At 66.6% G+C, this 22,854-nt stretch carries 21 protein-coding genes; 18 read left to right on the plus strand and 3 right to left on the minus strand.

Annotation, left to right across the window (positions count from 1 at the left end; all coding sequences use genetic code 11):
- From F3J10_RS00210 to F3J10_RS00255, 10 genes are all read left to right on the plus strand, one after another.
- Positions 1-1,197 carry a 1-deoxy-D-xylulose-5-phosphate reductoisomerase gene (locus tag F3J10_RS00210; protein ID WP_167240476.1) on the plus strand — a complete coding sequence of 399 codons (1,197 nt, stop codon included), beginning with the start codon at positions 1-3 and terminating at the stop codon, positions 1,195-1,197.
- Positions 1,198-1,210: 13 nt separating this feature from the next.
- Positions 1,211-2,593, plus strand: a complete 1,383-nt coding sequence (gene rseP / locus F3J10_RS00215) for an RIP metalloprotease RseP (RefSeq protein ID WP_166911208.1) — start codon at positions 1,211-1,213, stop codon at positions 2,591-2,593.
- Positions 2,594-2,660: 67 nt separating this feature from the next.
- Positions 2,661-4,967 carry an outer membrane protein assembly factor BamA gene (gene bamA / locus F3J10_RS00220; protein WP_025096635.1) on the plus strand — a complete coding sequence of 769 codons (2,307 nt, stop codon included), beginning with the start codon at positions 2,661-2,663 and terminating at the stop codon, positions 4,965-4,967.
- A 67-nt stretch (positions 4,968-5,034) separates the two neighbouring features.
- Positions 5,035-5,538 (plus strand): OmpH family outer membrane protein, encoded by a 504-nt coding sequence (locus F3J10_RS00225; protein WP_029949180.1) that lies wholly within the window; start codon positions 5,035-5,037, stop codon positions 5,536-5,538.
- A gap of 10 nt (positions 5,539-5,548) precedes the next feature.
- Positions 5,549-6,634 (plus strand): UDP-3-O-(3-hydroxymyristoyl)glucosamine N-acyltransferase, encoded by a 1,086-nt coding sequence (lpxD, locus tag F3J10_RS00230; RefSeq protein WP_167240478.1) that lies wholly within the window; start codon positions 5,549-5,551, stop codon positions 6,632-6,634.
- Between the two features lie 132 nt (positions 6,635-6,766).
- Positions 6,767-7,234, plus strand: coding sequence for a 3-hydroxyacyl-ACP dehydratase FabZ (gene fabZ / locus F3J10_RS00235; protein WP_013698504.1), 468 nt, complete (start codon positions 6,767-6,769; stop codon positions 7,232-7,234).
- A gap of 53 nt (positions 7,235-7,287) precedes the next feature.
- Positions 7,288-8,094, plus strand: a complete 807-nt coding sequence (gene lpxA, locus F3J10_RS00240) for an acyl-ACP--UDP-N-acetylglucosamine O-acyltransferase (protein WP_166911204.1) — start codon at positions 7,288-7,290, stop codon at positions 8,092-8,094.
- Between the two features lie 4 nt (positions 8,095-8,098).
- Entirely contained in the window at positions 8,099-9,268 is a 1,170-nt protein-coding gene (gene lpxB, locus F3J10_RS00245; protein ID WP_167240480.1) for a lipid-A-disaccharide synthase, read from the plus strand.
- Complete coding sequence (gene rnhB / locus F3J10_RS00250; protein ID WP_025096639.1) at positions 9,265-9,918, plus strand: ribonuclease HII; 654 nt, start codon at positions 9,265-9,267, stop codon at positions 9,916-9,918. The genes lpxB and rnhB overlap by 4 nt, the downstream gene beginning before the upstream one ends.
- Complete coding sequence (locus tag F3J10_RS00255) at positions 9,915-10,697, plus strand: RNA methyltransferase (protein WP_166911200.1); 783 nt, start codon at positions 9,915-9,917, stop codon at positions 10,695-10,697. The genes rnhB and F3J10_RS00255 overlap by 4 nt, the downstream gene beginning before the upstream one ends.
- Before the next feature lie 80 nt (positions 10,698-10,777).
- Here F3J10_RS00255 and F3J10_RS00260 read toward each other — a convergent pair whose 3' ends face one another.
- Entirely contained in the window at positions 10,778-11,593 is an 816-nt protein-coding gene (locus F3J10_RS00260) for a pyruvate, water dikinase regulatory protein (RefSeq protein ID WP_013698499.1), read from the minus strand.
- A 426-nt stretch (positions 11,594-12,019) separates the two neighbouring features.
- On the opposite strand from F3J10_RS00260, the gene ppsA reads away from it, so the two are divergent.
- The 3 genes from ppsA to F3J10_RS00275 all read left to right on the plus strand — a co-directional run bounded on the left by ppsA (position 12,020) and on the right by F3J10_RS00275 (position 15,953).
- Positions 12,020-14,422, plus strand: a complete 2,403-nt coding sequence (gene ppsA, locus F3J10_RS00265; protein ID WP_167240482.1) for a phosphoenolpyruvate synthase — start codon at positions 12,020-12,022, stop codon at positions 14,420-14,422.
- A gap of 111 nt (positions 14,423-14,533) precedes the next feature.
- Positions 14,534-14,968 carry an NfeD family protein gene (locus tag F3J10_RS00270; protein WP_025096642.1) on the plus strand — a complete coding sequence of 145 codons (435 nt, stop codon included), beginning with the start codon at positions 14,534-14,536 and terminating at the stop codon, positions 14,966-14,968.
- 49 nt (positions 14,969-15,017) lie between these two features.
- Positions 15,018-15,953 carry a stomatin-like protein gene (locus F3J10_RS00275; RefSeq protein WP_013698496.1) on the plus strand — a complete coding sequence of 312 codons (936 nt, stop codon included), beginning with the start codon at positions 15,018-15,020 and terminating at the stop codon, positions 15,951-15,953.
- Positions 15,954-16,078: 125 nt separating this feature from the next.
- Here F3J10_RS00275 and smpB read toward each other — a convergent pair whose 3' ends face one another.
- Entirely contained in the window at positions 16,079-16,531 is a 453-nt protein-coding gene (smpB, locus tag F3J10_RS00280) for an SsrA-binding protein SmpB (RefSeq protein ID WP_013698495.1), read from the minus strand.
- Positions 16,532-16,625: 94 nt separating this feature from the next.
- On the opposite strand from smpB, the gene F3J10_RS00285 reads away from it, so the two are divergent.
- Complete coding sequence (locus tag F3J10_RS00285) at positions 16,626-17,063, plus strand: type II toxin-antitoxin system RatA family toxin (RefSeq protein ID WP_013698494.1); 438 nt, start codon at positions 16,626-16,628, stop codon at positions 17,061-17,063.
- Positions 17,064-17,065: 2 nt separating this feature from the next.
- On the plus strand, positions 17,066-17,389 hold the full coding sequence (locus F3J10_RS00290; protein WP_025096643.1) for an RnfH family protein: 324 nt from the start codon (positions 17,066-17,068) through the stop codon (positions 17,387-17,389).
- A gap of 144 nt (positions 17,390-17,533) precedes the next feature.
- Here the strand turns inward: F3J10_RS00290 and F3J10_RS00295 are convergent, their stop codons facing one another.
- The gene (locus F3J10_RS00295) at positions 17,534-18,526 is read right to left on the minus strand and encodes a DMT family transporter (protein ID WP_167240576.1); all 993 of its coding nucleotides are present in this window, start codon (positions 18,524-18,526) and stop codon (positions 17,534-17,536) included.
- 389 nt (positions 18,527-18,915) lie between these two features.
- Between F3J10_RS00295 and guaB the strand changes: the two genes are divergently transcribed.
- The 3 genes from guaB (at position 18,916) to guaA (ending at position 22,796) form a co-directional block, all read left to right on the plus strand.
- Positions 18,916-20,376, plus strand: coding sequence for an IMP dehydrogenase (guaB, locus tag F3J10_RS00300; protein WP_025096645.1), 1,461 nt, complete (start codon positions 18,916-18,918; stop codon positions 20,374-20,376).
- A gap of 6 nt (positions 20,377-20,382) precedes the next feature.
- On the plus strand, positions 20,383-21,045 hold the full coding sequence (locus F3J10_RS00305) for a hypothetical protein (protein ID WP_167240484.1): 663 nt from the start codon (positions 20,383-20,385) through the stop codon (positions 21,043-21,045).
- Positions 21,046-21,176: 131 nt separating this feature from the next.
- Positions 21,177-22,796 carry a glutamine-hydrolyzing GMP synthase gene (gene guaA / locus F3J10_RS00310; RefSeq protein WP_017919223.1) on the plus strand — a complete coding sequence of 540 codons (1,620 nt, stop codon included), beginning with the start codon at positions 21,177-21,179 and terminating at the stop codon, positions 22,794-22,796.
- The last annotated feature ends 58 nt before the right edge of the window (positions 22,797-22,854 follow it).

Genomic DNA, 22,854 nt, shown 5'->3' on the forward strand with positions numbered 1-22,854 from the left:
ATGCAAAAACGCCTGACTATCCTGGGCTCGACGGGCTCGATCGGAGACAGCACGCTCGACGTCGTCGCGCGTCACCCGGACCGCTTCTCGGTCTATGCGCTGAGCGCGCACCGCAACGGCGACAAGCTCGTCGAGCAGTGCCTGAAGTTCCGGCCCGAAGTGGCCGTGGTCGGCTCGGCGGAAACCGCCGCTGCGGTCGAGGCCAAGCTGCGCGCGGCCGGTTGCCGTACCCAGGTCGCCCATGGCCCGGACGCGCTGGTCGAGATCGCCCGGGCCGACGGCTGCGATACGGTGGTCGCCGCGATCGTCGGCGCCGCCGGCCTGGCCTCGAGCCTGGCCGCCGCGCGCGCCGGCAAGCGCATCCTGCTGGCCAACAAGGAATCGCTGGTGATGTCGGGCTCGATTTTCATGGACGCGGTGCGCGACCATGGCGCGATCCTGCTGCCGGTCGACAGCGAGCACAACGCGATCTTCCAGTGCATGCCGCGCGACATCGCCGAGCACGGCGGCATCGCCAAGATCATCGTGACTGCCTCGGGCGGCCCGTTCCGCACCCGCGAGCCGGCCACCCTGGTCGACGTCACGCCGGACGAGGCCTGCAAGCACCCGAACTGGTCGATGGGCCGCAAGATCTCGGTGGATTCGGCCACCATGATGAACAAGGGCCTGGAGGTGATCGAGGCGCACTGGATCTTCGGCCTGCCGAGCCAGCGCATCGAGGTGCTGATCCATCCGCAGAGCGTGATCCATTCGCTGGTCTCGTACAAGGACGGCTCGGTGCTCGCGCAGCTGGGCAACCCCGACATGCGCACGCCGATCGCGCATGCGCTGGCCTTCCCGGAGCGCGTGGACGCCGGCGTCGCCCAGCTCGACCTGGCCCAGGTCGCCACCCTGAACTTCGAGAAGCCGGACTTCCAGCGCTTCCCCTGCCTGGCCCTGGCGATCCAGGCGCTCGACGCGGGCGGGGTGGCCAGCACGGTGCTCAACGCCGCCAACGAGCTGGCGGTGGAGGCCTTCCTGGAGCGCCGGATCGGCTTCATGGATATCGCGAGCACGGTCGATACGGTGCTCAATCATCTGACGAATCGCGAGCCGGACGGTCTCGACGACGTGCTGGCGGCCGATGCCGAGGCGCGCCGCGAGGCCGCCGCGGTGATCGCGAAACTGCCTGTTCCGCGCGCGGAGCGCGTAGCCTGAGCGAGAGGGGCGCATGAACGTGCTGATCGAGCTGGTAGCGTTTGCAGTGGCGATCGGCGTGCTGGTCGTCGTCCACGAATACGGTCATTACAGCATCGCGCGCCTCTGCGGCGTGAAGGTGCTGCGTTTCTCGATCGGCTTCGGCACGGTGCTGGTGCGGCACACCAGTCGTCGCACCGGCACCGAATGGACGCTGTCGGCGCTGCCGCTGGGCGGCTACGTGAAGATGCTCGACGAGCGCGATCCGGGCCCCGAGGGCATCGCGCCGGCCGACCTGCCCCAGGCCTTCAACCGCCAGTCGGTGTGGAAGCGCATCGCGATCGTCGCGGCCGGGCCGATCGCCAACTTCCTGCTCGCGATCCTGCTGTTCTCCACGGTGTTCGCCACCGGCGTGACCGAGCCGGCGGCGGTGGTCGCGGCGCCGGCCGCCGACACGGTGGCCGCGCGCGCCGGCTTCGACGGCGGCGAAACCATCGTCTCGATCCGCGACGCGCAAGGCGGCGCGGCCGAGCCGGTGCGCTCCTGGTCGGACCTGCGCTGGAAGCTGCTCGGCGCGACCATCGACCATCGCCAGGTGATCCTGGGCGGCCGCACCGGCGGGGCGACCTACGATTTCCACGTCGACCTGGGCGGCTTCGACCAGCGCTCGGCCGACGACGACTACATGTCGAAGCTCGGCTTCGAGCCCGGCGGCGGGGCGCTGTCGATCTCGGCGGTCACGCCGGGCAGCGCGGCCGAGCAGGCCGGGCTGCAGCCGGGCGACCGCATCGTCGCGCTCGACGGCAAGCCGGTGATCGGCTCGGGTCGCTTCATCGACACCATCAAGTCGCATGCGGGCCGTCCGCTCGCGCTGCGGATCTCGCGCGGCGGCGTCGAGCGCACGCTGAGCATCGTGCCGCATGCGGAGCGCGATGCCACGCCCGGCGCGAACGGCGCGCAGGTCGGCCGGATCGGCGCGGCGCTGGCGATGCACACGCCCACCGTGGACGTGCGCTACGGCCTGCTCGAGAGCGCCGAGCTGGGCGTGCGCCGCACCTGGGGCATTTCGGTGTACTCGCTGAAGATGTTCGGGCGGATGCTGACCGGGGAGGCGTCGCTGAAGAACCTGTCGGGACCGGTGACCATCGCGGACTACGCGGGCAAGAGCGCGCGGCTCGGATTATCAGCCTTCCTGTCCTTTCTGGCGCTGGTCAGCATCAGTCTCGGCGTGCTGAACTTGCTGCCGATTCCGGTTTTGGACGGGGGGCATCTGTTATATTATCTGGTTGAAGCCGCGACCGGGAAGGCCGTTTCCGAGCGCTGGCAACTGATTCTGCAAAGAGCGGGGTTGATCTGCATCGTCGCGCTGTCGGCGATCGCGCTGTTCAACGATCTGTCTCGTTTAATCCATTCTTGAAGCGTCGGGCGAGGGCTGCGAGGGCCGTCGCCGGATCTGATGCAAGCTTAAATACTGGGGATGCACGTTGTTCAAACCTCATCGCTTCGTACCCAAGACTGTAGCCGCCGCGGCGCTCGCCGTGCACGGACTCGCAGCCCACGCGACGTCGCCGTTCGTCGTGCAGGATATCAAGATCGAGGGCTTGCAGCGTGTCGAAGCCGGTTCCGTGTTCGCCTACCTGCCGATCAAGCAGGGCGACACCTTCACGGACGACAAGGCATCCGAAGCAATCCGCGCGCTCTACGCGACGGGCTTCTTCAATGACGTGAAGATCGCCACCGAAGGCAGCGTGGTGATCGTGCAGGTGCAGGAGCGCCCGGCGATCTCGTCGATCGACTTCACCGGCATCAAGGAATTCGACAAGGACAACCTGACCAAGGCGCTGCGCGCGGTCGGCCTGTCGCAAGGCCGCTACTACGACAAGTCGCTGGTCGACAAGGCCGAGCAGGAACTGAAGCGCCAGTACCTCACGCGCGGCTACTACGCCGCCGAGGTCACCACCACCATCACGCCGGTCGACGCCAACCGCGTCTCGATCCTGTTCTCGGTGGCCGAGGGCCCGAGCGCCAAGATCCGCCAGATCAACTTCATCGGCAACAAGACCTTCAGCACCAGCACGCTGCGCAACGAGATGCAGCTGTCGACGCCGAACTGGTTCTCCTGGTACACCAAGAACGACCTGTACTCGAAGGAAAAGCTCACCGGCGACCTGGAAAACGTCCGCTCGTACTACCTGAATCGCGGCTACCTCGAATTCAACATCGATTCGACCCAGGTCTCGATCTCGCCCGACAAGAAGGACATGTACCTGACGCTCTCGCTGCACGAGGGCGAGCCGTACACGATCTCGAGCATCCAGCTCTCGGGCAACCTGCTGGATCGCCAGGCCGAGCTGCAGAAGCTGGTCAAGATCAAGGCCGGCGAGCGTTTCTCGGCCGAGAAGCTGCAGGCCACCACCAAGGCGATCGTCGACAAGCTCGGTGAATACGGTTACGCCTTCGCGACCGTCAACGCCCAGCCGAACATCGACCAGGCCTCGCACAAGGTGGCCCTGACGCTGGTGGTCGACCCGAGCCGCCGCGTCTACGTGCGCCGCATCAACGTGGTCGGCAACACCCGCACGCGCGACGAGGTGGTGCGCCGTGAAATGCGCCAGCTCGAGAGCTCGTGGTTCGATTCGAGCCGCCTTGCGCTGTCCAAGGATCGCGTCAACCGCCTGGGCTACTTCACCGACGTGGACGTCACCACGGTGCCGGTGGAAGGCACCAGCGACCAGGTCGACGTGAACGTGAAGGTCACCGAGAAGCCGACCGGCGCGATCACGCTGGGCGCGGGTTTCTCCTCGACCGACAAGGTGGTGCTGTCGGCCGGTATCTCGCAGGACAACGTGTTCGGCTCCGGCACCAGCCTGTCGGTGAACGTCAACACGGCGCGCAGCTACCGCACGCTGACGGTCACGCAGGTCGACCCGTACTTCACGGTGGACGGCATCAAGCGGATCACCGACGTGTTCTACCGCACCTACCAGCCGCTGTACTACTCGACCAATTCGAGCTTCCGGATCATCACGGCCGGTGGCGACATGAAGTTCGGCATTCCGTTCTCGGAAGTCGACACGGTGTTCTTCGGCGTGGGCTTCGAGCAGAACCGCCTCGATGTCGACGCGGATACGCCGCAGAGCTACCAGGATTACGTGCAGCAGTTCGGCCGCGTGTCGAACTCGGTGCCGCTGACCATCGGCTGGTCGCGCGACGCGCGTGACAGCGCGCTGATCCCGAGCCGCGGCTACTTCACCCAGGCCAATGCCGAATACGGCGCGCCGGTGGACAAGATCCAGTACTACAAGATGGACGTGCAGGCGCAGTACTACTACTCGTTCGCGCGCGGCTTCATCCTGGGCCTGAACTTCCAGGGCGGCTACGGCAACGGTATCGGCAACGCCTACCCGATCTTCAAGAACTACTACGCGGGCGGTATCGGCTCGGTGCGTGGCTACGAACCGAGCTCGCTCGGCCCGCGCGACTCGAAGACCAACGACCCGATCGGCGGTTCGAAGATGGTGGTCGGCAACATCGAGCTGACCTTCCCGCTGCCGGGCACCGGCTACGACCGCACGCTGCGCGTGTTCACCTTCTTCGACGGCGGTAACGTCTGGGGCAACGCGCCTGGCGGCACCAGCACCGGCGCGAACGGCCTGCGCTACGGCTACGGCGTGGGTCTGGCCTGGATCTCGCCGATCGGCCCGCTCAAGCTGAGCCTCGGTTTCCCGCTGCAGAAGCACGAAGGCGACCAGTACCAGAAATTCCAGTTCCAGATCGGGACCGCATTCTGATCGGAACCGCAACACCAAACGCATCGAGAGGGTAATTTTGCTAACCGGTAAGTTTTCGAAACGAGTGATGTGCGCGCTGGCGCTGTCCGCCGCGCTCGGCGCGACGGCCGCCCAGGCGCAGGACGTCGCTCGGATCGCGGCGGTCAATTCCGACCGGATCCTCCGCGAGTCCGCGCCGGCCAAGGCCGCGCAGACCAAACTCGAAGCCGAGTTCGCGAAGCGCGACAAGGACCTGCAGGACATGGCCGCGCGTCTCAAGTCGATGTCGGATTCGCTCGACAAGAACGGCCAGTCGCTGTCGGCCGCCGATCGTGCGCAAAAGCAGCGCGACCTGGCCCAGCTCGACACCGACTTCCAGCGCAAGCAGCGCGAGTTCCGCGAGGACCTCAACCAGCGCCGCAACGAGGAACTCGCCGCGGTGCTGGACAAGGCCAACAAGGTGATCAAGCAGATCGCCGAGCAGCAGAACTACGACCTGATCGTGCAGGAAGCGGTGTATGTCAGCCCGCGCATCGATATCACCGACAAGGTGCTGAAGGCGCTGGCCTCGCCCACCGGTTCGCTGAACTGAGGGAGCGCGCATGGCATTGACGCTAGACGAACTCGCCAAACGATTCGGCGGGGATATCGCCGGGGATCCGCAGTGCCAGGTCGGCGGCCTCGCGCCGCTGGACCAGGCCGGCCCGAACCAGCTCGCCTTCCTCGCCAATCCCAAGTACCTGTCCCAGGTCGAGACCACCCGCGCCGGCGCCGTGCTGATCGCGCCGCGCGACCTGGAGAAGCTCGGCGCGGCCGCCGAGGGCCGCAACTTCATCCTCACCCCGAATCCCTACGCCTATTTCGCGCGCGTCGCGCAGATGTTCATCGACCTGGCCGCGCCCAAGCGGCCTTCGGGCGTGCATTCGAGCGCGAACGTCGATCCCTCGGCGCAGGTCGCGGCCAGCGCCGTGATCGGCCCGAACGTGACGGTCGAGGCCGGCGCGGTGATCGGCGAGGGCGTGCGCCTGGACGCCAACGTGTTCGTGGGCGCCGGCACGAAGATCGGCGAAGGCTCCCGCCTGTACCCGAACGTGGTCGTCTATCACGGCTGCGATATCGGCGTGCGTGCGATCGTGCATTCGGGCGCCGTGATCGGCTCCGACGGCTTCGGCTTCGCGCCCGACTTCGTCGGCGAGGGCGAGGCGCGTACCGGCACCTGGGTCAAGATTCCGCAGGTCGGCGGCGTGAAGATCGGCCCCGACGTCGAGATCGGCGCGAACACCACGATCGATCGCGGCGCGATGGCCGACACGGTCATCGAGGAGTGCGTGAAGATCGACAACCTGGTGCAGATCGCCCACAACTGCCGGATCGGCGCCTATACCGTGATCGCCGGTTGCGCCGGCATCGCGGGCAGCACCAATATCGGCCGCCATTGCATGATCGGCGGCGCGGTCGGCATCGCCGGCCACGTCACGCTCGGCGACTACGTGATCGTCACGGCGCAGTCGGGCGTGTCGAAGTCGCTGCCGAAGGCCGGCATGTACACGAGCGCGTTCCCGGCCGTCGAGCACGGCGACTGGAACCGCAGCGCGGCGCTCGTCCGCAATCTCGACAAGCTGCGCGACCGCATCCGTTCGCTCGAGACCGCGCTGGCCGCGCGCAACGACGGACCCGCGCAGGACTGAAGGTCGAATCGGGCGCGACGGGCGGCTGAGACCAGCGGCCCGCGCGCGAGTCAGAGAGGGCCGCGCCGCCTGGGGCGGCCCCTATCAGCATTTGCAGTCACCACCGCGCAGCATTGCGTGAGACGAACCATCATGAGCATCGAACAAATCAATTTCGACATCCACAAGATCCTCACGCTGCTGCCGCATCGTTATCCGATTCTGCTCGTCGACCGCGTGCTCGAACTCACCCCGCACGAAAGCATCAAAGCCCTGAAGAACGTGACCATCAACGAGCCGTTCTTCCAGGGGCATTTCCCGCAGCGCCCGGTGATGCCGGGCGTGCTGATCATCGAGGCGCTGGCGCAGGCCGCGGCGCTGTTGACCTTCAGCGAGGAACAGCCGAAGGATCCGGGCAAGTCGCTGTACTACTTCGTCGGCATCGACGGCGCGCGCTTCAAGCGCGTGGTCGAGCCGGGCGACCAGCTGATCCTGAACGTGAAGTTCGAGCGCTACATCCGCGGCATCTGGAAGTTCAAGGCGACCGCCGAAGTCGACGGCAAGGTGGCCGCCGAGGCCGAACTGATGTGCACGGTGAAGTCGGCCGACGCCGCGCCCTGAGCGCCGCGCGCCATCACCACCGAGGCAGGACTGACCAAGAGAGGCAACCGCGCATGAGCAGGATCCATTCCACGGCCGTGATCGAGCCGGGCGCGCAGATCGACGAGAGCGTCGAGATCGGCCCGTACGCGATCGTCGGCCCGCACGTCACGATCGGCGCGCGCACCACCATCGGTTCGCACAGCGTGATCGAGGGGCACACCACGATCGGCGAGGACAACCGCATCGGCCATTACGCGTCGGTCGGCGGCCGTCCGCAGGACATGAAGTACAAGGACGAGCCTACCCGGCTCGTGATCGGCGATCGCAACACGATCCGCGAATTCACCACGATCCACACCGGCACCGTGCAGGACGCCGGCGTGACCACGCTAGGCGACGACAACTGGATCATGGCCTATGTCCACATCGGCCACGACTGCCGGGTCGGCAACCACGTGATCCTGTCGAGCAACGCGCAGATGGCGGGGCACGTCGAGATCGGCGACTGGGCCATCGTCGGCGGCATGTCGGGCGTGCACCAGTTCGTGAGGATCGGCGCGCACTCGATGCTGGGCGGCGCTTCGGCGCTGGTCCAGGACGTGCCGCCGTTCGTGATCTCGGCCGGCAACAAGGCCGTGCCGCATGGCATCAATGTCGAGGGCCTGCGTCGCCGCGGCTTCTCGGCCGAGGCGATCAGCGTGCTGCGCAGCGCCTACCGCGTGGTCTACAAGAGCGGCAAGACGCTCGACGAGGCCAAGGCGGAGCTGCGCGATATGGTCGAGGCGGGCGCGCAAGACGGGAAGGGCGGTGACGGCGTGACCGAGCTCAAGCAGTTCCTCGCCTTCATCGACGCCTCGCAACGCGGCATCATCCGCTGACACGATGGCGCTGACCTCGACTCCGCTGCGGCTCGCGTTGGTTGCCGGCGAGCCGTCGGGCGATCTGCTCGGCGCCTCGCTGCTGGGCGGGCTGCATGCGCGCCTGCCCGGTTCGGCGCATTACTACGGCATCGGCGGGCCGCGCATGATCGCCGCCGGCTTCGACTCGCACTGGCCGATGGACCGGCTGACCGTGCGCGGCTACGTCGAGGCGCTCAAGGAAATCCCCGGCATCCTGCGCATCCGCGGCGAGCTGAAACGCCAATTGCTGGCCGAGCGGCCCGACGTGTTCGTCGGCATCGACGCACCCGACTTCAATTTCGGCGTCGAGCACTCGCTGCGCGAAGCCGGCATCCCGACCGTGCATTTCGTCTGCCCCTCGATCTGGGCCTGGCGCGGCGGCCGGATCAAGAAGATCGTCAAGTCGGTCGACCACATGCTGTGCCTGTTCCCGTTCGAACCGGCCCTGCTCGAGAAATCGGGCCTGGCCTCGACCTACGTGGGACATCCGCTGGCCGACGACATCCCGCTCGAACCCGATACGCGCGGCGCGCGCATCGCCCTCGGCCTGCCCGAGAGCGGGCCCGTGATCGCGGTGCTGCCGGGCAGCCGGCGTTCCGAGATCGGGCTGATCGGGCCCACCTTCTTCGCGGCGATGGCGCTGATGCACAAGCGCGAGCCCGGCGTGCGCTTCGTGATGCCGGCTGCCACGCCGGCGCTGCGCGAGCTGCTGCAGCCGCTGGTGGATGCGCATCCGCAGTTGCCGCTGACGCTGACCGAAGGCCGCTCGCAGGTGGCCATGACGGCCGCCGACGCGATCCTCGTCAAGAGCGGCACCGTCACGCTGGAGGCGGCGCTGCTGAAGAAGCCGATGGTGATCTCGTACAAGGTGCCCTGGCTGACCGGGCAGGTAATGCGTCGCCAGGGTTATCTGCCCTATGTCGGCCTGCCGAACATCCTGGCCGGGCGTTTCGTGGTGCCCGAGCTGCTGCAGCATTTCGCGACGCCCGAGGCGCTGGCCGACGCGACGCTCACGCAGCTGCGCGACGAAGCGAACCGCCGCACGCTGACCGAGATCTTCACCGAGATGCACCTGTCGCTGCGGCAGAACACGGCGACGCGCGCCGCCGAGGCCATCGAGCGCGTGGTGGCGAGCCGGAAGCCGCGCGCATGAAGGCCGCCCGCACTCCGCGCGGCGCGGCGGCAGCCGTGATCGCGATCGACCAGTCGGGCTTCGACTTCGACGCGCCGGGCGAGATCGTCTGCGGCGTCGACGAAGCCGGGCGCGGGCCGCTGGCCGGCCCGGTGGTGGCGGCCGCGGTGATCCTCGATCCGGCGCGACCGATCCTCGGTCTCGACGATTCCAAGGCGCTCAGCGCGAAGAAGCGCGAGCTTCTCTATCACGAGATCGTCGCGCATTCGCGCGCCTGGTGCGTCGCCTCGGCCAGCGTCGAGGAAATCGACACGCTCAACATCCTCCACGCAACCATGCTGGCGATGCGGCGCGCCGTGGAAGGCCTGTCGCTGCTGCCGACGCTGGCCAGGATCGACGGCAACCGCTGCCCGACGCTGAGCATCCGCAGCGAGGCGATCGTCGGCGGCGACGCGCTGGTGCCGAGCATCTCGGCCGCCTCGATCATCGCCAAGGTCACGCGCGACCGCCTGCTGGTGGACCTGCACGCGACCTTCCCGCATTACGGCTTCGACGTCCACGCCGGCTACGGCACGCCGAAGCACCTGGCCGCGCTGCGCGAGCACGGCCCCTGCGAGCATCACCGGCGCTCCTTCGCGCCGGTGCGCGAAGCGCTCCGAATCGAACGATGAAACTGATTACCTCGCGCGACAACCCGCTCTACAAACGCCTCAAGGCGCTGGCGGGCTCGACGCAGCAGCAACGCCGCGGCGCCCAGGCGCTGCTCGAAGGTCTCCATCTCGCCTCGGCCTATCTCGATGCGCGCGGCCAGCCCGAACTCTGCGTGGTCACCGACGGCGCGCTCTCGCATGACGAGACGCAGGCGATCGTGGCGCGCGTCGAGCCGCAGCGCGTGGTCTCGCTGCCCGATGCGCTGTTCGGCCAGTTGTCGAGCGTGGTCAACGGCATCGGCATGCTGCTGCTGGTCGAGCGGCCGGTCGCCGAACTGCCCGAGCGCGTCACGCGCACGTCCGTGGTGCTCGACGGCGTGCAGGATGCCGGCAATGTCGGCTCGATCCTGCGCAGCGCGGCCGCGGCCGGCGTGAGCCAGGTGTTCTGCATGCGCGGCACCGCCTATGCCTGGTCCTCGAAGGTGCTGCGCTCGGGCATGGGCGCGCATTTCCTGCTCGATATCCATGAAGACGTCGAGGCCGAGGCGCTGATCCCGCGCCTGGCGGTGCCGGTCGCGCTAACCGACTCGCACGGGGCGCAGGCGATCGACGACTGCGACCTGAAGGGACCGGTGGCCTGGGTCTTCGGCAACGAAGGGGCGGGCGTGTCGGCCGCCTGGCGCGAGGCGGCGGGCTTGCGCGTGACGATCCCGCAGCCCGGCGGCATGGAGTCGCTGAACGTGGCGGCCGCGGCGGCGGTCTGCTTGTTCGAGCAGTGCCGGCAGCAACGCAAGCGTTGATGCGCTGAGCGGGAAGGACGGAAGGGAATCACCAAGGCGGCGGCGCGATGCGAATCGCGTCGCCGCTTTCTTATGCGCGCTCAGTAGGAGAGCCGATCGAGCTTGATTTCCTGCAGGATGGTGGTGGCGATTTCCTCGATCGACTTGTGCGTCGACGACAGCCAACTGATCCCTTCGCGGCGCATCATCGCCTCGGCCTCGTTGATCTCGTAGCGGCAGTTCTCGGGCGAGGCGTACTTGCTGCCCGGGCGCCGCTCGTTGCGGATCTCCGAGAGCCGCTGCGGGTCGATCGACAGCCCGAACAGCTTCTCGCGATGCTTGGAGAGCTCGCCGGGCAGCTTGCCGCGCTCGAAATCCTCGGGGATCAGCGGATAGTTCGCCGCCTTCACGCCGTACTGCATCGCCAGGTAGAGGCTGGTCGGCGTCTTGCCGCTGCGCGACACGCCCACCAGGATCACGTCGGCCTCGGCCAGGTTGCGATCGGACTGGCCGTCGTCGTGCGCGAGCGAGAAGTTGATGGCCTCGATCCGCGTCTTGTATTCCTCGGTATCGGCGTTCTGGTGGCCGCGGCCCATAGCATGGGTCGACTTCAGCTGCAGTTCCTGCTCGAGTGGCTCGACGAAGCGCTGGAACATGTCGAGCACCAGCGCGTTCGAGCGCTTGACGATTTCGTTGGATTCGCTGTCGACCAGGGTGGTGAACACGATCGGCCGGCGGCCCTCGAGCTGCGCTGCGTCGTTGATCTTCTGCACCGTCAGGTAGGCCTTGTCGGGCGAGTCGACGAAGGGCACGCGCACGTGCCGGAATTTCTGGTCGAACTGGGACAGGATCGAATGCGCGAAGGTTTCGGCGGTGATCCCGGTGCCGTCGGAGACGATGAAAACGGTAGGAAGCATGAAGAATCGGGGCAGACGTGCGTGGCGCGGTGGCGGCCTCGAGCGGGCCGGAAGCGGCCATTCTAGCAGGGCGTCCGCGCCGCGCTTGCGCCCCGGCGCGGCCTTGCCGGCGCGCTTGGAGGCGGCGATCGACGCCGGTTCGTCACAGCGGCGGGCCGGCAGGGTAGAATAGCGGCCAACCTGTTGGATAAGCCGTTTCGAAAAGACGTCATGTTCCCGTCTTTTTTACCGACACTGGCTTGAGTTCCCGGCAAATAGGGCGATTTGTCTGCTATTTCGTCCTTCTGCCGGGATTTTTACAAGCTGCGTCGGCTGTTGCGACCGCTTATCCAACAGGTCGTGCGATGCGCGCCACCGCTTCCTACAGGCGGCCGCGCCCGAGCCCAATCGCCCGATCGTGAATTTTTTTCACACTTAGGGGCTTGTATGACTAACGCAGCAAACGTCGCAAAGGACCAGGCGTATGTAATCCCGTTCGAGCAGTTGCGGATGACCGATGTCGAGATCGTCGGGGGCAAGAATGCTTCCCTCGGCGAGATGATCAGCCAGCTTTCCGAAGCTGGCGTTCGCGTACCCACGGGTTTCGCGACCACGGCGCTGGCTTTCCGCGACTTCCTCGCCCACAACGATCTCACCGAACGCATCGCGAAACGCCTCGAGTCGCTCGATATCGACGACGTGAAGGCGCTCGCCGTCGCGGGCGCGGAGATCCGCAAGTGGATCGTCGACGCGCCGCTGCAGCCGCGTCTCGAAGCCGAAATCCGTGAACAGTTCGTGGTGCTCTGCCAGAGCTCGCCCGAGGAACTGTCGTTCGCGGTCCGTTCCTCGGCCACCGCGGAAGACCTTCCCGACGCTTCGTTCGCCGGCCAGCAGGAGTCCTACCTCAACGTGGTGGGCATCGAGGACGTGCTCGACCGCATGAAGCACGTGTTCGCCTCGCTCTACAACGATCGCGCCATTTCCTATCGCGTCCACAAGGGCTTCACGCACGCCGAGGTCGCGCTGTCGGCCGGCGTGCAGCGCATGGTCCGCTCCGACGTGGGCGCGGCCGGCGTGATGTTCACGATCGACACCGAATCGGGCTTCAAGGACGCGGTGTTCGTCACCTCGAGCTACGGCCTGGGCGAGACCGTGGTGCAGGGCGCCGTGAATCCGGACGAGTTCTACGTCTTCAAGACCACGCTCGCGCAGGACAAGTACCCGATCATCCGCCGCTCGATCGGCTCCAAGCTGATCAAGATGGAGTTCACGCAGCCGGGCGAGCCGGGCCGCGTGAAGACGGTCGACGTGCCGGGCGAGCAGCGCAACCGCTACTCGATCACCGACGAGGACGTGATCGAGCTGGCGCGTTATGCCGTGATCATCGAGAAGCACTACCAGCGCCCGATGGACATCGAGTGGGGCAAGGACGGCCGCGACGGCAAGATCTTCATCCTGCAGGCGCGCCCGGAAACCGTGAAGAGCCAGGCCAGCGGCAAGGGCGAACAGCGCTTCAAGCTCAAGGGGCAGTCGCAGGTGCTGGCTACCGGCCGCGCGATCGGCCAGAAGATCGGCGCCGGCCCGGTGCGCGTGATCCAGGATCCGTCCGAGATGGAACGCGTGCAGCCCGGCGACGTGCTGGTAGCCGACATGACCGACCCGAACTGGGAACCGGTGATGAAGCGCGCCGCGGCGATCGTCACGAATCGCGGCGGCCGGACCTGCCACGCGGCGATCATCGCGCGCGAGCTGGGCGTGCCGGCCGTGGTTGGCTGCGGCGACGCCACCGAGATCCTCAAGGACGGCGCGCTGGTCACGGTGTCCTGCGCCGAGGGCGACGAGGGCAAGATCTACGACGGCCTGCTCGAAACCGAGGTGACCGAGGTCCAGCGCGGCGAACTGCCGTCGATCCCGGTCAAGATCATGATGAACGTGGGCAACCCGCAGCTCGCCTTCGACTTCTCGCAGTTGCCGAACGCCGGTGTCGGCCTGGCGCGCCTGGAGTTCATCATCAACAACAACATCGGCGTGCACCCGAAGGCGATCCTCGAGTACCCGAACATCGATTCGGACCTCAAGAAGGCGGTCGAGAGCGTCGCGCGCGGCCATGCCTCGCCGCGTGCGTTCTACGTCGACAAGCTGACCGAGGGCATCGCCACGATCGGCGCGGCCTTCTATCCGAAGCCCGTGATCGTGCGCCTGTCCGACTTCAAGTCGAACGAGTACAAGAAGCTGATCGGCGGTTCGCGCTACGAGCCGGACGAGGAAAACCCGATGCTGGGCTTCCGCGGCGCCTCGCGCTACATCGCCGACGACTTCGCCCAGGCCTTCGAGATGGAATGCCTCGCGCTCAAGCGCGTGCGCGACGAGATGGGCCTGAGCAACGTCGAGATCATGGTGCCCTTCGTGCGTACCGTGAAGCAGGCGGAGCGCGTGGTCGGCCTGCTGGCCAAGTACGGCCTGAAGCGCGGCGAGAACGGCCTGCGCCTGATCATGATGTGCGAGGTGCCCTCGAACGCGATCCTGGCCGAGCAGTTCCTGGAGCACTTCGACGGCTTCTCGATCGGCTCGAACGACCTGACCCAGCTCACGCTGGGCCTGGACCGCGACTCGGGCATGGAGCTGCTGGCGGTGGACTTCGACGAGCGCGACCCGGCCGTCAAGTTCATGCTCAAGCGCGCGATCGACACCTGCCGCAAGCTCGACAAGTACGTCGGCATCTGCGGCCAGGGCCCGTCCGATCACCCGGACTTCGCGCAATGGCTGACCGAGGAAGGCATCCTGTCGATCTCGCTGAACCCCGACACGGTGATCGACACCTGGCAGGCGCTGGCCAAGACGCAGAAGTAAGCCGTCGTTGAGATCGGTGGCGCGACATCGTCGCCGCTCACCGATTCGGGCACGTCTCTGTGCTATAAACACCCCGGTAGCTACCGGGGTGTTTTCGTTTGGGAGATCGCGATGCTGTCAGGCCAACTGATCTGGTGGATCGGCGTGGGAGTGCTGGTGGTCGCCGAGCTGATGACGGGCACGTTCTACCTGCTGATGGTGGCGATCGGTTTCGTCGCCGGCGGCCTGGTGCATCTGGCGGGCGGCGCGCCGCATCTGCAACTGGCAGCGGCGGCCGTGGTCGCGCTGGTGCTGCTGGTGGTCCTGCGCCGCTCGCGCTTCGGCAGCCGGCAGAAGCGCGACGCCTCGGCCAATCCCGACATCAATCTCGACATCGGCGCGACGCTGACGGTCGAGCATTGGCAGGACGGCCGGGCCCGCGTGCCGTATCGCGGGGCCGACTGGGACGTCGAACTCGCCGCAGGCGAGCGCGACGATGCGCAGCTCTACGAGGTGCGCGCGTTACGGGGAAATTGTCTGGTCGTGGTCGCGAAGTCCCGGGGCTGAGAGCCCGTCGCGATACTTCGATCTGCCAACAAAACAAGGAGGCTGGTTCATGGATGCGCTGATTTTCTGGGCGGTATTGCTTGTCATCGTGTTCGTCGTGCTGTCGAGGACGGTCAAGATCGTGCCGCAACAACATGCCTGGGTGCTGGAGCGCTTCGGCCGCTACCACGCCACGCTGTCGCCGGGCCTCAATATCGTGCTGCCCTTCGTCGATCGCATCGCCTACCGGCATCTGCTGAAGGAAATCCCGCTCGACGTGCCGAGCCAGATCTGCATCACGCGGGACAACACGCAGCTGCAGGTGGACGGCGTGCTGTACTTCCAGGTGACCGATCCGATGAAGGCGTCCTACGGGTCCAGCAACTTCATCCTGGCGATCACGCAGCTCTCGCAGACCATGCTGCGTTCGGTGATCGGCAAGCTCGAGCTCGACAAGACCTTCGAGGAGCGCGACTTCATCAACCACAGCATCGTCTCGGCGCTCGACGAGGCGGCCTCGAACTGGGGCGTGAAGGTGCTGCGCTACGAAATCAAGGATCTCACGCCGCCCAAGGAAATCCTCCACGCGATGCAGGCGCAGATCACGGCCGAGCGCGAGAAGCGGGCCCTGATCGCCGCCTCGGAAGGGCGCAAGCAGGAGCAGATCAATATCGCGGCCGGTGCGCGCGAATCGGCGATCCAGAAATCGGAAGGTGAGCGCCAGGCCGCCATCAACCAGGCGCAGGGCGAGGCCGCCGCGATCCTGGCGGTGGCCGAGGCCAATGCGCAGGCGATCCAGAAGATCGCGCAGGCGATCCAGTCGCAGGGCGGCATGGATGCCGTGAACCTGAAGGTGGCCGAGCAATACGTGAGCGCCTTCGGCAATCTCGCCAAGCAGGGCAATACGCTGATCGTGCCGTCGAACCTGTCGGACCTGAGCACGGCGATTGCTTCGGCGCTGAGCATCGTCAAGCGCGGCGGCGCGACGCCGGCTCCCAAGGTTTGAGCCGCGGCGCCTGCCGGCGGCAATTCGGGCGGCCTCGGCCGCCCGATTCGTCTGATCCAAGAAAATGGCCCGCATGCGCGGGCCATTTGTCGTTGCGGTGCTGATGGAGCGGGTGGCGCGGGCGTTCAGCTGCGCGCGCCGTCGCGCATGATGCGCGCCTTCTCGCGTTCCCAGTCGCGCTTTTTCTCGGTTTCGCGCTTGTCGTGCAGCTTCTTGCCCTTGGCCAGGCCGATCTCGCATTTGACGCGGCCGCCCTTGTAGTGGAAGTTCAGCGGCACCAGCGTGTAGCCGCGCTGCTCGACCTTGCCGATCAGCTTCTTGATCTCCTCACGGTGCAGCAGTAGCTTGCGCGTGCGTACCGGATCGGGCTTGATGTGGGTCGAAGCCTCGGGCAGCGGGCTGATGTGGGTGCCGATCAGGAAGATCTCGGCGTTCTTGACGATCACATAGCCTTCCTTGATCTGGCCGCGGCCGGCGCGCAGGGCCTTGACCTCCCATCCCTCCAGCACGAGCCCTGCTTCGTAGCGTTCTTCGATGTGGTAGTCGAAGAATGCCTTTCTGTTGTCTATGATGCTCATGAAAGGAATTGGCCAACTCGTTTAAAATCGCGATTTTAGCAAAGCGGGGCGCAGTTGGCCCGGCTCGGCCCCCACTCTTGATGCCGCGAGATTTATGGCAGATGTCCACAAAACCGTATTGATCCGCCATTCGGCGGAACAGATGTTCGACCTCGTGACCGACGTGGCCGACTACCCGAACTTCCTGCCCTGGTGCGGCGGCATCGAGATCCGGCGCCAGGACGAGACCGGCATGGAGGCGCGGATCGACATCAACTTCAAGGGCATTCGGCAGCACTTCGCGACCCGCAACACCCAGGAGCGGCCGCACCGGATCGACATGGAGTTCGCCGACGGCCCGTTCAAGAAGTTCACGGGCTACTGGCGCTTCACGCCGCTGCGCGCCGATGCCTGCAAGATCGAGTTCGCGCTGCACTACGAATTCACCAGCGTGATCCTCGAAAAGATCATCGGCCCGGTGTTCAGCCATATCGCCAACACCTTCGTCGATTCGTTCGTGAAGCGCGCGGACCAGCGCTACGGCAAGGGCTGACCATGCTGCGTGTCCAGGTGTGTTACGCGCTTTCGTCCTGCCAGACGCTGCTCGACGTGGAATTGCCGGACAGCGCCACGGTGCGCGACGCGATCGAGGCGAGCGGGATCGTCGGGCTGCATCCCGACATCGACATCTCGGTGGCCAAGACGGGTGTGTTCGGCAAGCTCGCGCCGCTCGACGCGCCGCTGCACGAGGGCGATCGCGTCGAGATCTACCGGCCGCTGATCGTCGACCCGAAGGCGGCGCGCCAGCGCCGCGTCGACAAGACCCGCCGCGAAGGCTCGGTCGAGGGCCGCAAGTGGCTGCCCAAGGATTCGCGCTGAGCTGAGCGCCGCACGACGGCCGCGCGCTTGGCGACTGCGCGGCGCGATTCCGTCCGACGAGAGCCGGCTCGCACATGGGCGCGGCAACCTCCTCTCGTCACCGTCATCCTGTCCCGATTTTTCGACCTGGCTGCCGCCGGCGTTTTAATGCGCCGGCCGGCGGGCTTCGCCCGGCTGTTGCTCCAGATCCGGGCTGCCCGGGCCGGCCGGCGGCGCGGTATCGCCATGCTGGCGCACCGCGCCATAAACGCCGGCCAGCAGCAGCGCCAGCGCGGCGATTTCCAGCCCGCGCGGCAGGCGCGCCTCGAACACGAAGCCATACAGCATCGCGAAGACCGTCTCGAACACGATCAACTGGCCCGTCAGCGTGAGCGGCAAGCGCTTGGAGGCCGCATTCCACAGACCATTGCCGAGCCAGGACGCGCCGATCGCCAGGCCGAGATTGAGCAGCCAGAACAGCGGCCAGCCGCCCGCGGCCGGCATCGAGACGCTGCCGACCGGCAGCACGGCCAGCACCAGCCAGGCCAGCGCGCCGACCAGCCCGGTCACGATCCCCCACAGCGCCGACCATTCGTTGCCGTCGAAATGATGATGGCGCCGCAGGTAGCGCGCGTTGGCCACCGCGTACCAGGTCCAGCTCGCCAGCGCGCCGGTGGCGCAGGCGATGCCGGCCAGCTTGTCGGCGGTGGAGGTGGCCTGGGCCGCGCTCGAGGTGAACAGGTCGATATTGATCGCGGCGATGCCGGCGGCGACCAGGGCGAGCGGCAGCGCGAGCCGGCGCAGCGGCACCGCGTCGGCGTCGCGCAGGCCGGCGAAGGTGACCGTGACGGGCAGCACGCCGACGATCAGCGAGGTGGGGGCGATGCCGATCAGGTGCACCGCGCTGGACAGCAGCATGTAGTAGCCGAGGTTGCCGACGATCGCGAGCTGCACCAGGGCGACCAGATCGGCGCGCGTGAGCCGGGCCAGCAGCGAGCGCGCCGTCGGCAGCGCCACCAGCGCCGAAACCAGCCCGTACATGGTGTAGCGCCCGGCGCTGAGCACCAGCGGCGAGATATCGGCCAGCAGCCTGGGCACCAGGAACACCATGCCCCACAGGGCGCCGGCCAGAACGCCGTACAGGACTCCGCGCTGCATCATCACTTCCTTCCTTGTCTTGCCGAACCGGCTGAAAAATCAGAACGAGGCGCATCGTAGCTGCCGGGCAGGGCCTCTGTCTTGTCGAATCCTGCATACCAGGGCGGGCCGGGCGGCCAAAATCGTATGCAGATACATCAATACCCTTAGGCGACGACGGGTTTTCCGGGCCTCGTTTCGGCCCTTTGCGGCCGACTGTTTCGGTGCCGAACCTGCGAAATGTCCTGGATTTTCGTATCCGAACATCGTGGCCTGGCGGCGAAATCCGGACGAACGCGCGGCGAAGCCGAAAGCGAACGCCCGGCCGGAAAGGCGCTAAGCCGTTGTTCGTGTTGTGAAAATTCGCCGCGTATCGCGTATAATTCGGCTTTGCGCCCATAGGATCTGCCATGCGTCTTATCCAAAAAGCACTCACGTTCGATGACGTGCTCCTCGTCCCGGCGTTCTCCGACGTCCTGCCGCGCGACACCAGCCTCAAGACCCAACTCACCCGCAACATCGCCCTGAACATGCCGCTCGTGTCCGCCGCCATGGACACGGTGACGGAAGGCCGTCTCGCCATCGCGATGGCGCAGCAGGGCGGCGTGGGCATCGTCCACAAGAACCTCACGCCCGCCGAACAGGCGCGCGAAGTCGCCAAGGTCAAGCGTTTCGAGTCCGGCGTGGTACGCGACCCGATCACCGTGCCGCCGTCGATGAAGGTTCGCGACGTGATCGCGCTGTCGCGCCAGCATGGCATTTCCGGTTTCCCGGTGGTGGAAGGCGCGCAGCTGGTGGGCATCGTCACCAACCGCGACCTGCGTTTCGAAAGCCGTCTCGACGAGCCGGTCAAGTCGATCATGACGCCGCGCGAGCGCCTGGTCACCGTCAAGGAAGGCACGCCGCTGGCCGAGGCCAAGGCGCTGATGCACAGCCACCGCCTGGAGCGCGTGCTGGTCGTCAACGATACCTTCGAGCTGCGCGGCCTGATGACGGTGAAGGACATCACCAAGCAGACCGAGCACCCGGATGCCTGCAAGGACGAGCACGGCAAGCTGCGCGTGGGCGCGGCCGTCGGCGTCGGCGCCGACAACGAAGAGCGCGTCGAGCTGCTGGTGCAGGCCGGCGTCGACGTGATCGTGGTCGACACGGCGCACGGCCACAGCAAGGGCGTGCTCGAGCGCGTGCGCTGGGTCAAGCAGAACTTCCCGCAGGTCGAGGTGATCGGCGGCAACATCGCTACCGCCGCCGCCGCCAAGGCGCTGGTCGAGTACGGCGCGGACGCGGTCAAGGTCGGCATCGGCCCGGGTTCGATCTGCACCACGCGGATCGTGGCCGGCGTGGGCGTGCCGCAGATCAGCGCGATCGCCAATGTCTCGGAAGCGCTGCGCGGCTCGGGCGTGCCCTGCATCGCCGACGGCGGCGTGCGCTTCTCGGGCGACGTGTCGAAGGCCCTGGCCGCCGGCGCGAATGCCGTGATGATGGGCAGCATGCTGGCCGGCACCGAGGAAGCGCCGGGCGACGTGTTCCTGTACCAGGGCCGCCAGTACAAGTCGTATCGCGGCATGGGCTCGGTCGGCGCGATGAAGGACGGCGCCGCCGATCGCTACTTCCAGGACAACTCCGCGAACATCGACAAGCTGGTGCCGGAAGGCATCGAAGGCCGTGTCGCCTACAAGGGTTCGGTCAACGCGATCTTGTTCCAGCTGGTGGGCGGCGTGCGCGCCAGCATGGGCTATTGCGGTTGCCGCACCATCGCCGAGCTGCACGACAAGGCCGAGTTCGTCCAGATCACGGCGGCCGGCATGCGCGAATCGCACGTCCATGACGTGCAGATCACCAAGGAAGCCCCCAACTACCACGTGGACTGATCGCCGATGAAGCCATTGCTGCGCGTCGTACTCGTCATCGATGCCCTGCTGCTGCTCGCAGGTGGCCTGCTGTTCGTGCTGACGCCCTGGAAGGGGCTGTACGACGCGCTGCAACTGGTGCCGGTCGATCCGGCGATGGTCGGCCAGGCCTTCGGCATCGCGCTGCTCGGGCTGGCCTGGCTGTCCTTCCACGCGTCCGTCAACGGCGGCATGACCTCCGGCGTCGCGCGCGCCGTCGGCCATGTGAACTGGCTGATCGGCGTGCTGATGGTGGTCTGGCTGATCGGCCTGCACCGGCCCGAGCTGACCGCCTTCGGGCAGCTCGTGGCGGTGGTCACCGCGGTGGTGCTGTTCGTGATCGGGCTGGGCGGCGTGAGGCTGTCCTCGGCGGTGCGTCGGCGCGAGCGGGTGCAAGTGGTCGAAGCCAAGGCTTCGGCGGCGCAGCCCGCGCCGGTGGTGGTGCCGCCGCAGCCGCATCCGGCGCCGCTCGAACCCGCCGCCACGCGCGTGGAGCCGGGCATCGGCGCCAAGCCGGTGGTCCAGTCCGGCAGCATCGACGCGGCGCCTTCGTATGCGCCGCCGGCCGCGCCTGGCGCCGCCACGGATTCACGCCTGCAAGGCTCGTCCGGCAGCTCGACGAGCCGCGGCGATCCGCCGGTTCACGGTTGATCTCGCGGCGCGGCGGCGTTCGCCGGGCCATTCGGGCCATCCGGGCACATTGCCCGGCCCGTCCCTGATTCAGATGCAGCGCCTCGCGCGCTGTTTTTCTTACCTGTTTGTTTTTCATCCCGTCCGCAGCCATGCACGACAAAATCCTGATTCTCGACTTCGGTTCGCAAGTCACCCAACTGATCGCGCGGCGCGTTCGCGAAGCCCACGTCTACTGCGAAATCCATCCGAACGACGTCACTGACGAATTCGTACGCTCGTTCGCGCCGAAGGCCGTGATCCTGTCCGGCAGCCATGCCAGTACCTACGAGGATCAGCAACTGCGCGCGCCGCAGGCGGTCTGGGATCTCGGCGTGCCGGTGCTCGGCATCTGCTACGGGATGCAGACCATGGCGGTCCAGCTCGGCGGCAAGGTCGAGTGGAGCGACCACCGCGAATTCGGTTACGCGGAAGTGCGCGCGCACGGCCATACGCGCCTGCTGAACGGCATCGAGGACTTCGCCACGGCCGAAGGCCACGGCATGCTGAAGGTCTGGATGAGCCATGGCGACAAGGTCGGCGAACTGCCGCCGGGCTTCAAGCTGATGGCCTCGACGCCGAGCTGCCCGATCGCGGCGATGGCCGACGAGGAGCGCGGTTATTACGCCGTGCAGTTCCACCCGGAAGTCACGCATACCGTGAAGGGCCGCCAGATCCTCGAACGCTTCGTGCTCGAGATCGCCGGCGCGCAGCCTGACTGGGTGATGCGCGATCACATCGAGGAAGCCGTCGCGCTGATCCGCGAGCAGGTGGGCGACGAGGAAGTGATCCTCGGCCTGTCGGGCGGCGTCGATTCGAGCGTGGCCGCGGCGCTGATCCATCGCGCGATCGGCGACCAGCTGACCTGCGTGTTCGTCGACCATGGCCTGCTGCGCCTGAACGAAGGGCAGATGGTGCTCGACATGTTCCAGGGGCGCCTGCATGCGAAGGTGGTGCACGTCGATGCCTCGGAGCAGTTCCTTGGCCACCTGGCCGGCGTGACCGATCCGGAAGCGAAGCGCAAGATCATCGGCCGCGAGTTCGTCGAGGTGTTCCAGGCCGAGGCGAAGAAGCTGTCGAACGCGAAGTGGCTGGCGCAGGGCACGATCTACCCGGACGTGATCGAATCGGGCGGCGCGAAGACCAAGAAGGCGACCACCATCAAGAGCCACCACAACGTGGGCGGCCTGCCGGAGACGCTGGGGCTGAAGCTGCTGGAGCCGCTGCGCGACCTGTTCAAGGACGAGGTGCGAGAGCTGGGCGTGGCGCTGGGGCTGCCGCCGGAGATGGTCTATCGCCATCCGTTCCCGGGCCCGGGCCTGGGCGTGCGGATCCTGGGCGAGGTGAAGCGCGAGTACGCGGAGCTGCTGCGTCGCGCCGATGCGATCTTCATCGAGGAACTGCGTTCGACGATCGCCAACGAGCAGGACGTGGCGGCGGGGATCTGCGAGGCTTCGCAGGTGGGCAAGTCCTGGTATGACCTCACGAGCCAGGCGTTCGCGGTGTTCCTGCCGGTGAAGTCGGTGGGGGTGATGGGTGATGGGCGTACCTACGATTACGTTGCCGCGCTGCGCGCGGTGCAGACCACCGACTTCATGACGGCGCATTGGGCGCATCTGCCTTATGCGCTGCTGGGGCGGGCTTCGAATCGCATCATCAATGAAGTGCGTGGGATCAATCGCGTGGTGTATGACGTGTCGGGGAAGCCGCCGGCGACGATTGAGTGGGAGTGAGCCGTGAGTTGAGACGTTAATCGTCTCATGCCTAAAAAGCAGCAGAAGGTATATAAGC

Origin of the sequence: Burkholderia sp. Cy-637 (genome assembly GCF_011753175.1) — a bacterium.
Classification (GTDB): Bacteria; Pseudomonadota; Gammaproteobacteria; order Burkholderiales; family Burkholderiaceae; genus Burkholderia; species Burkholderia gladioli.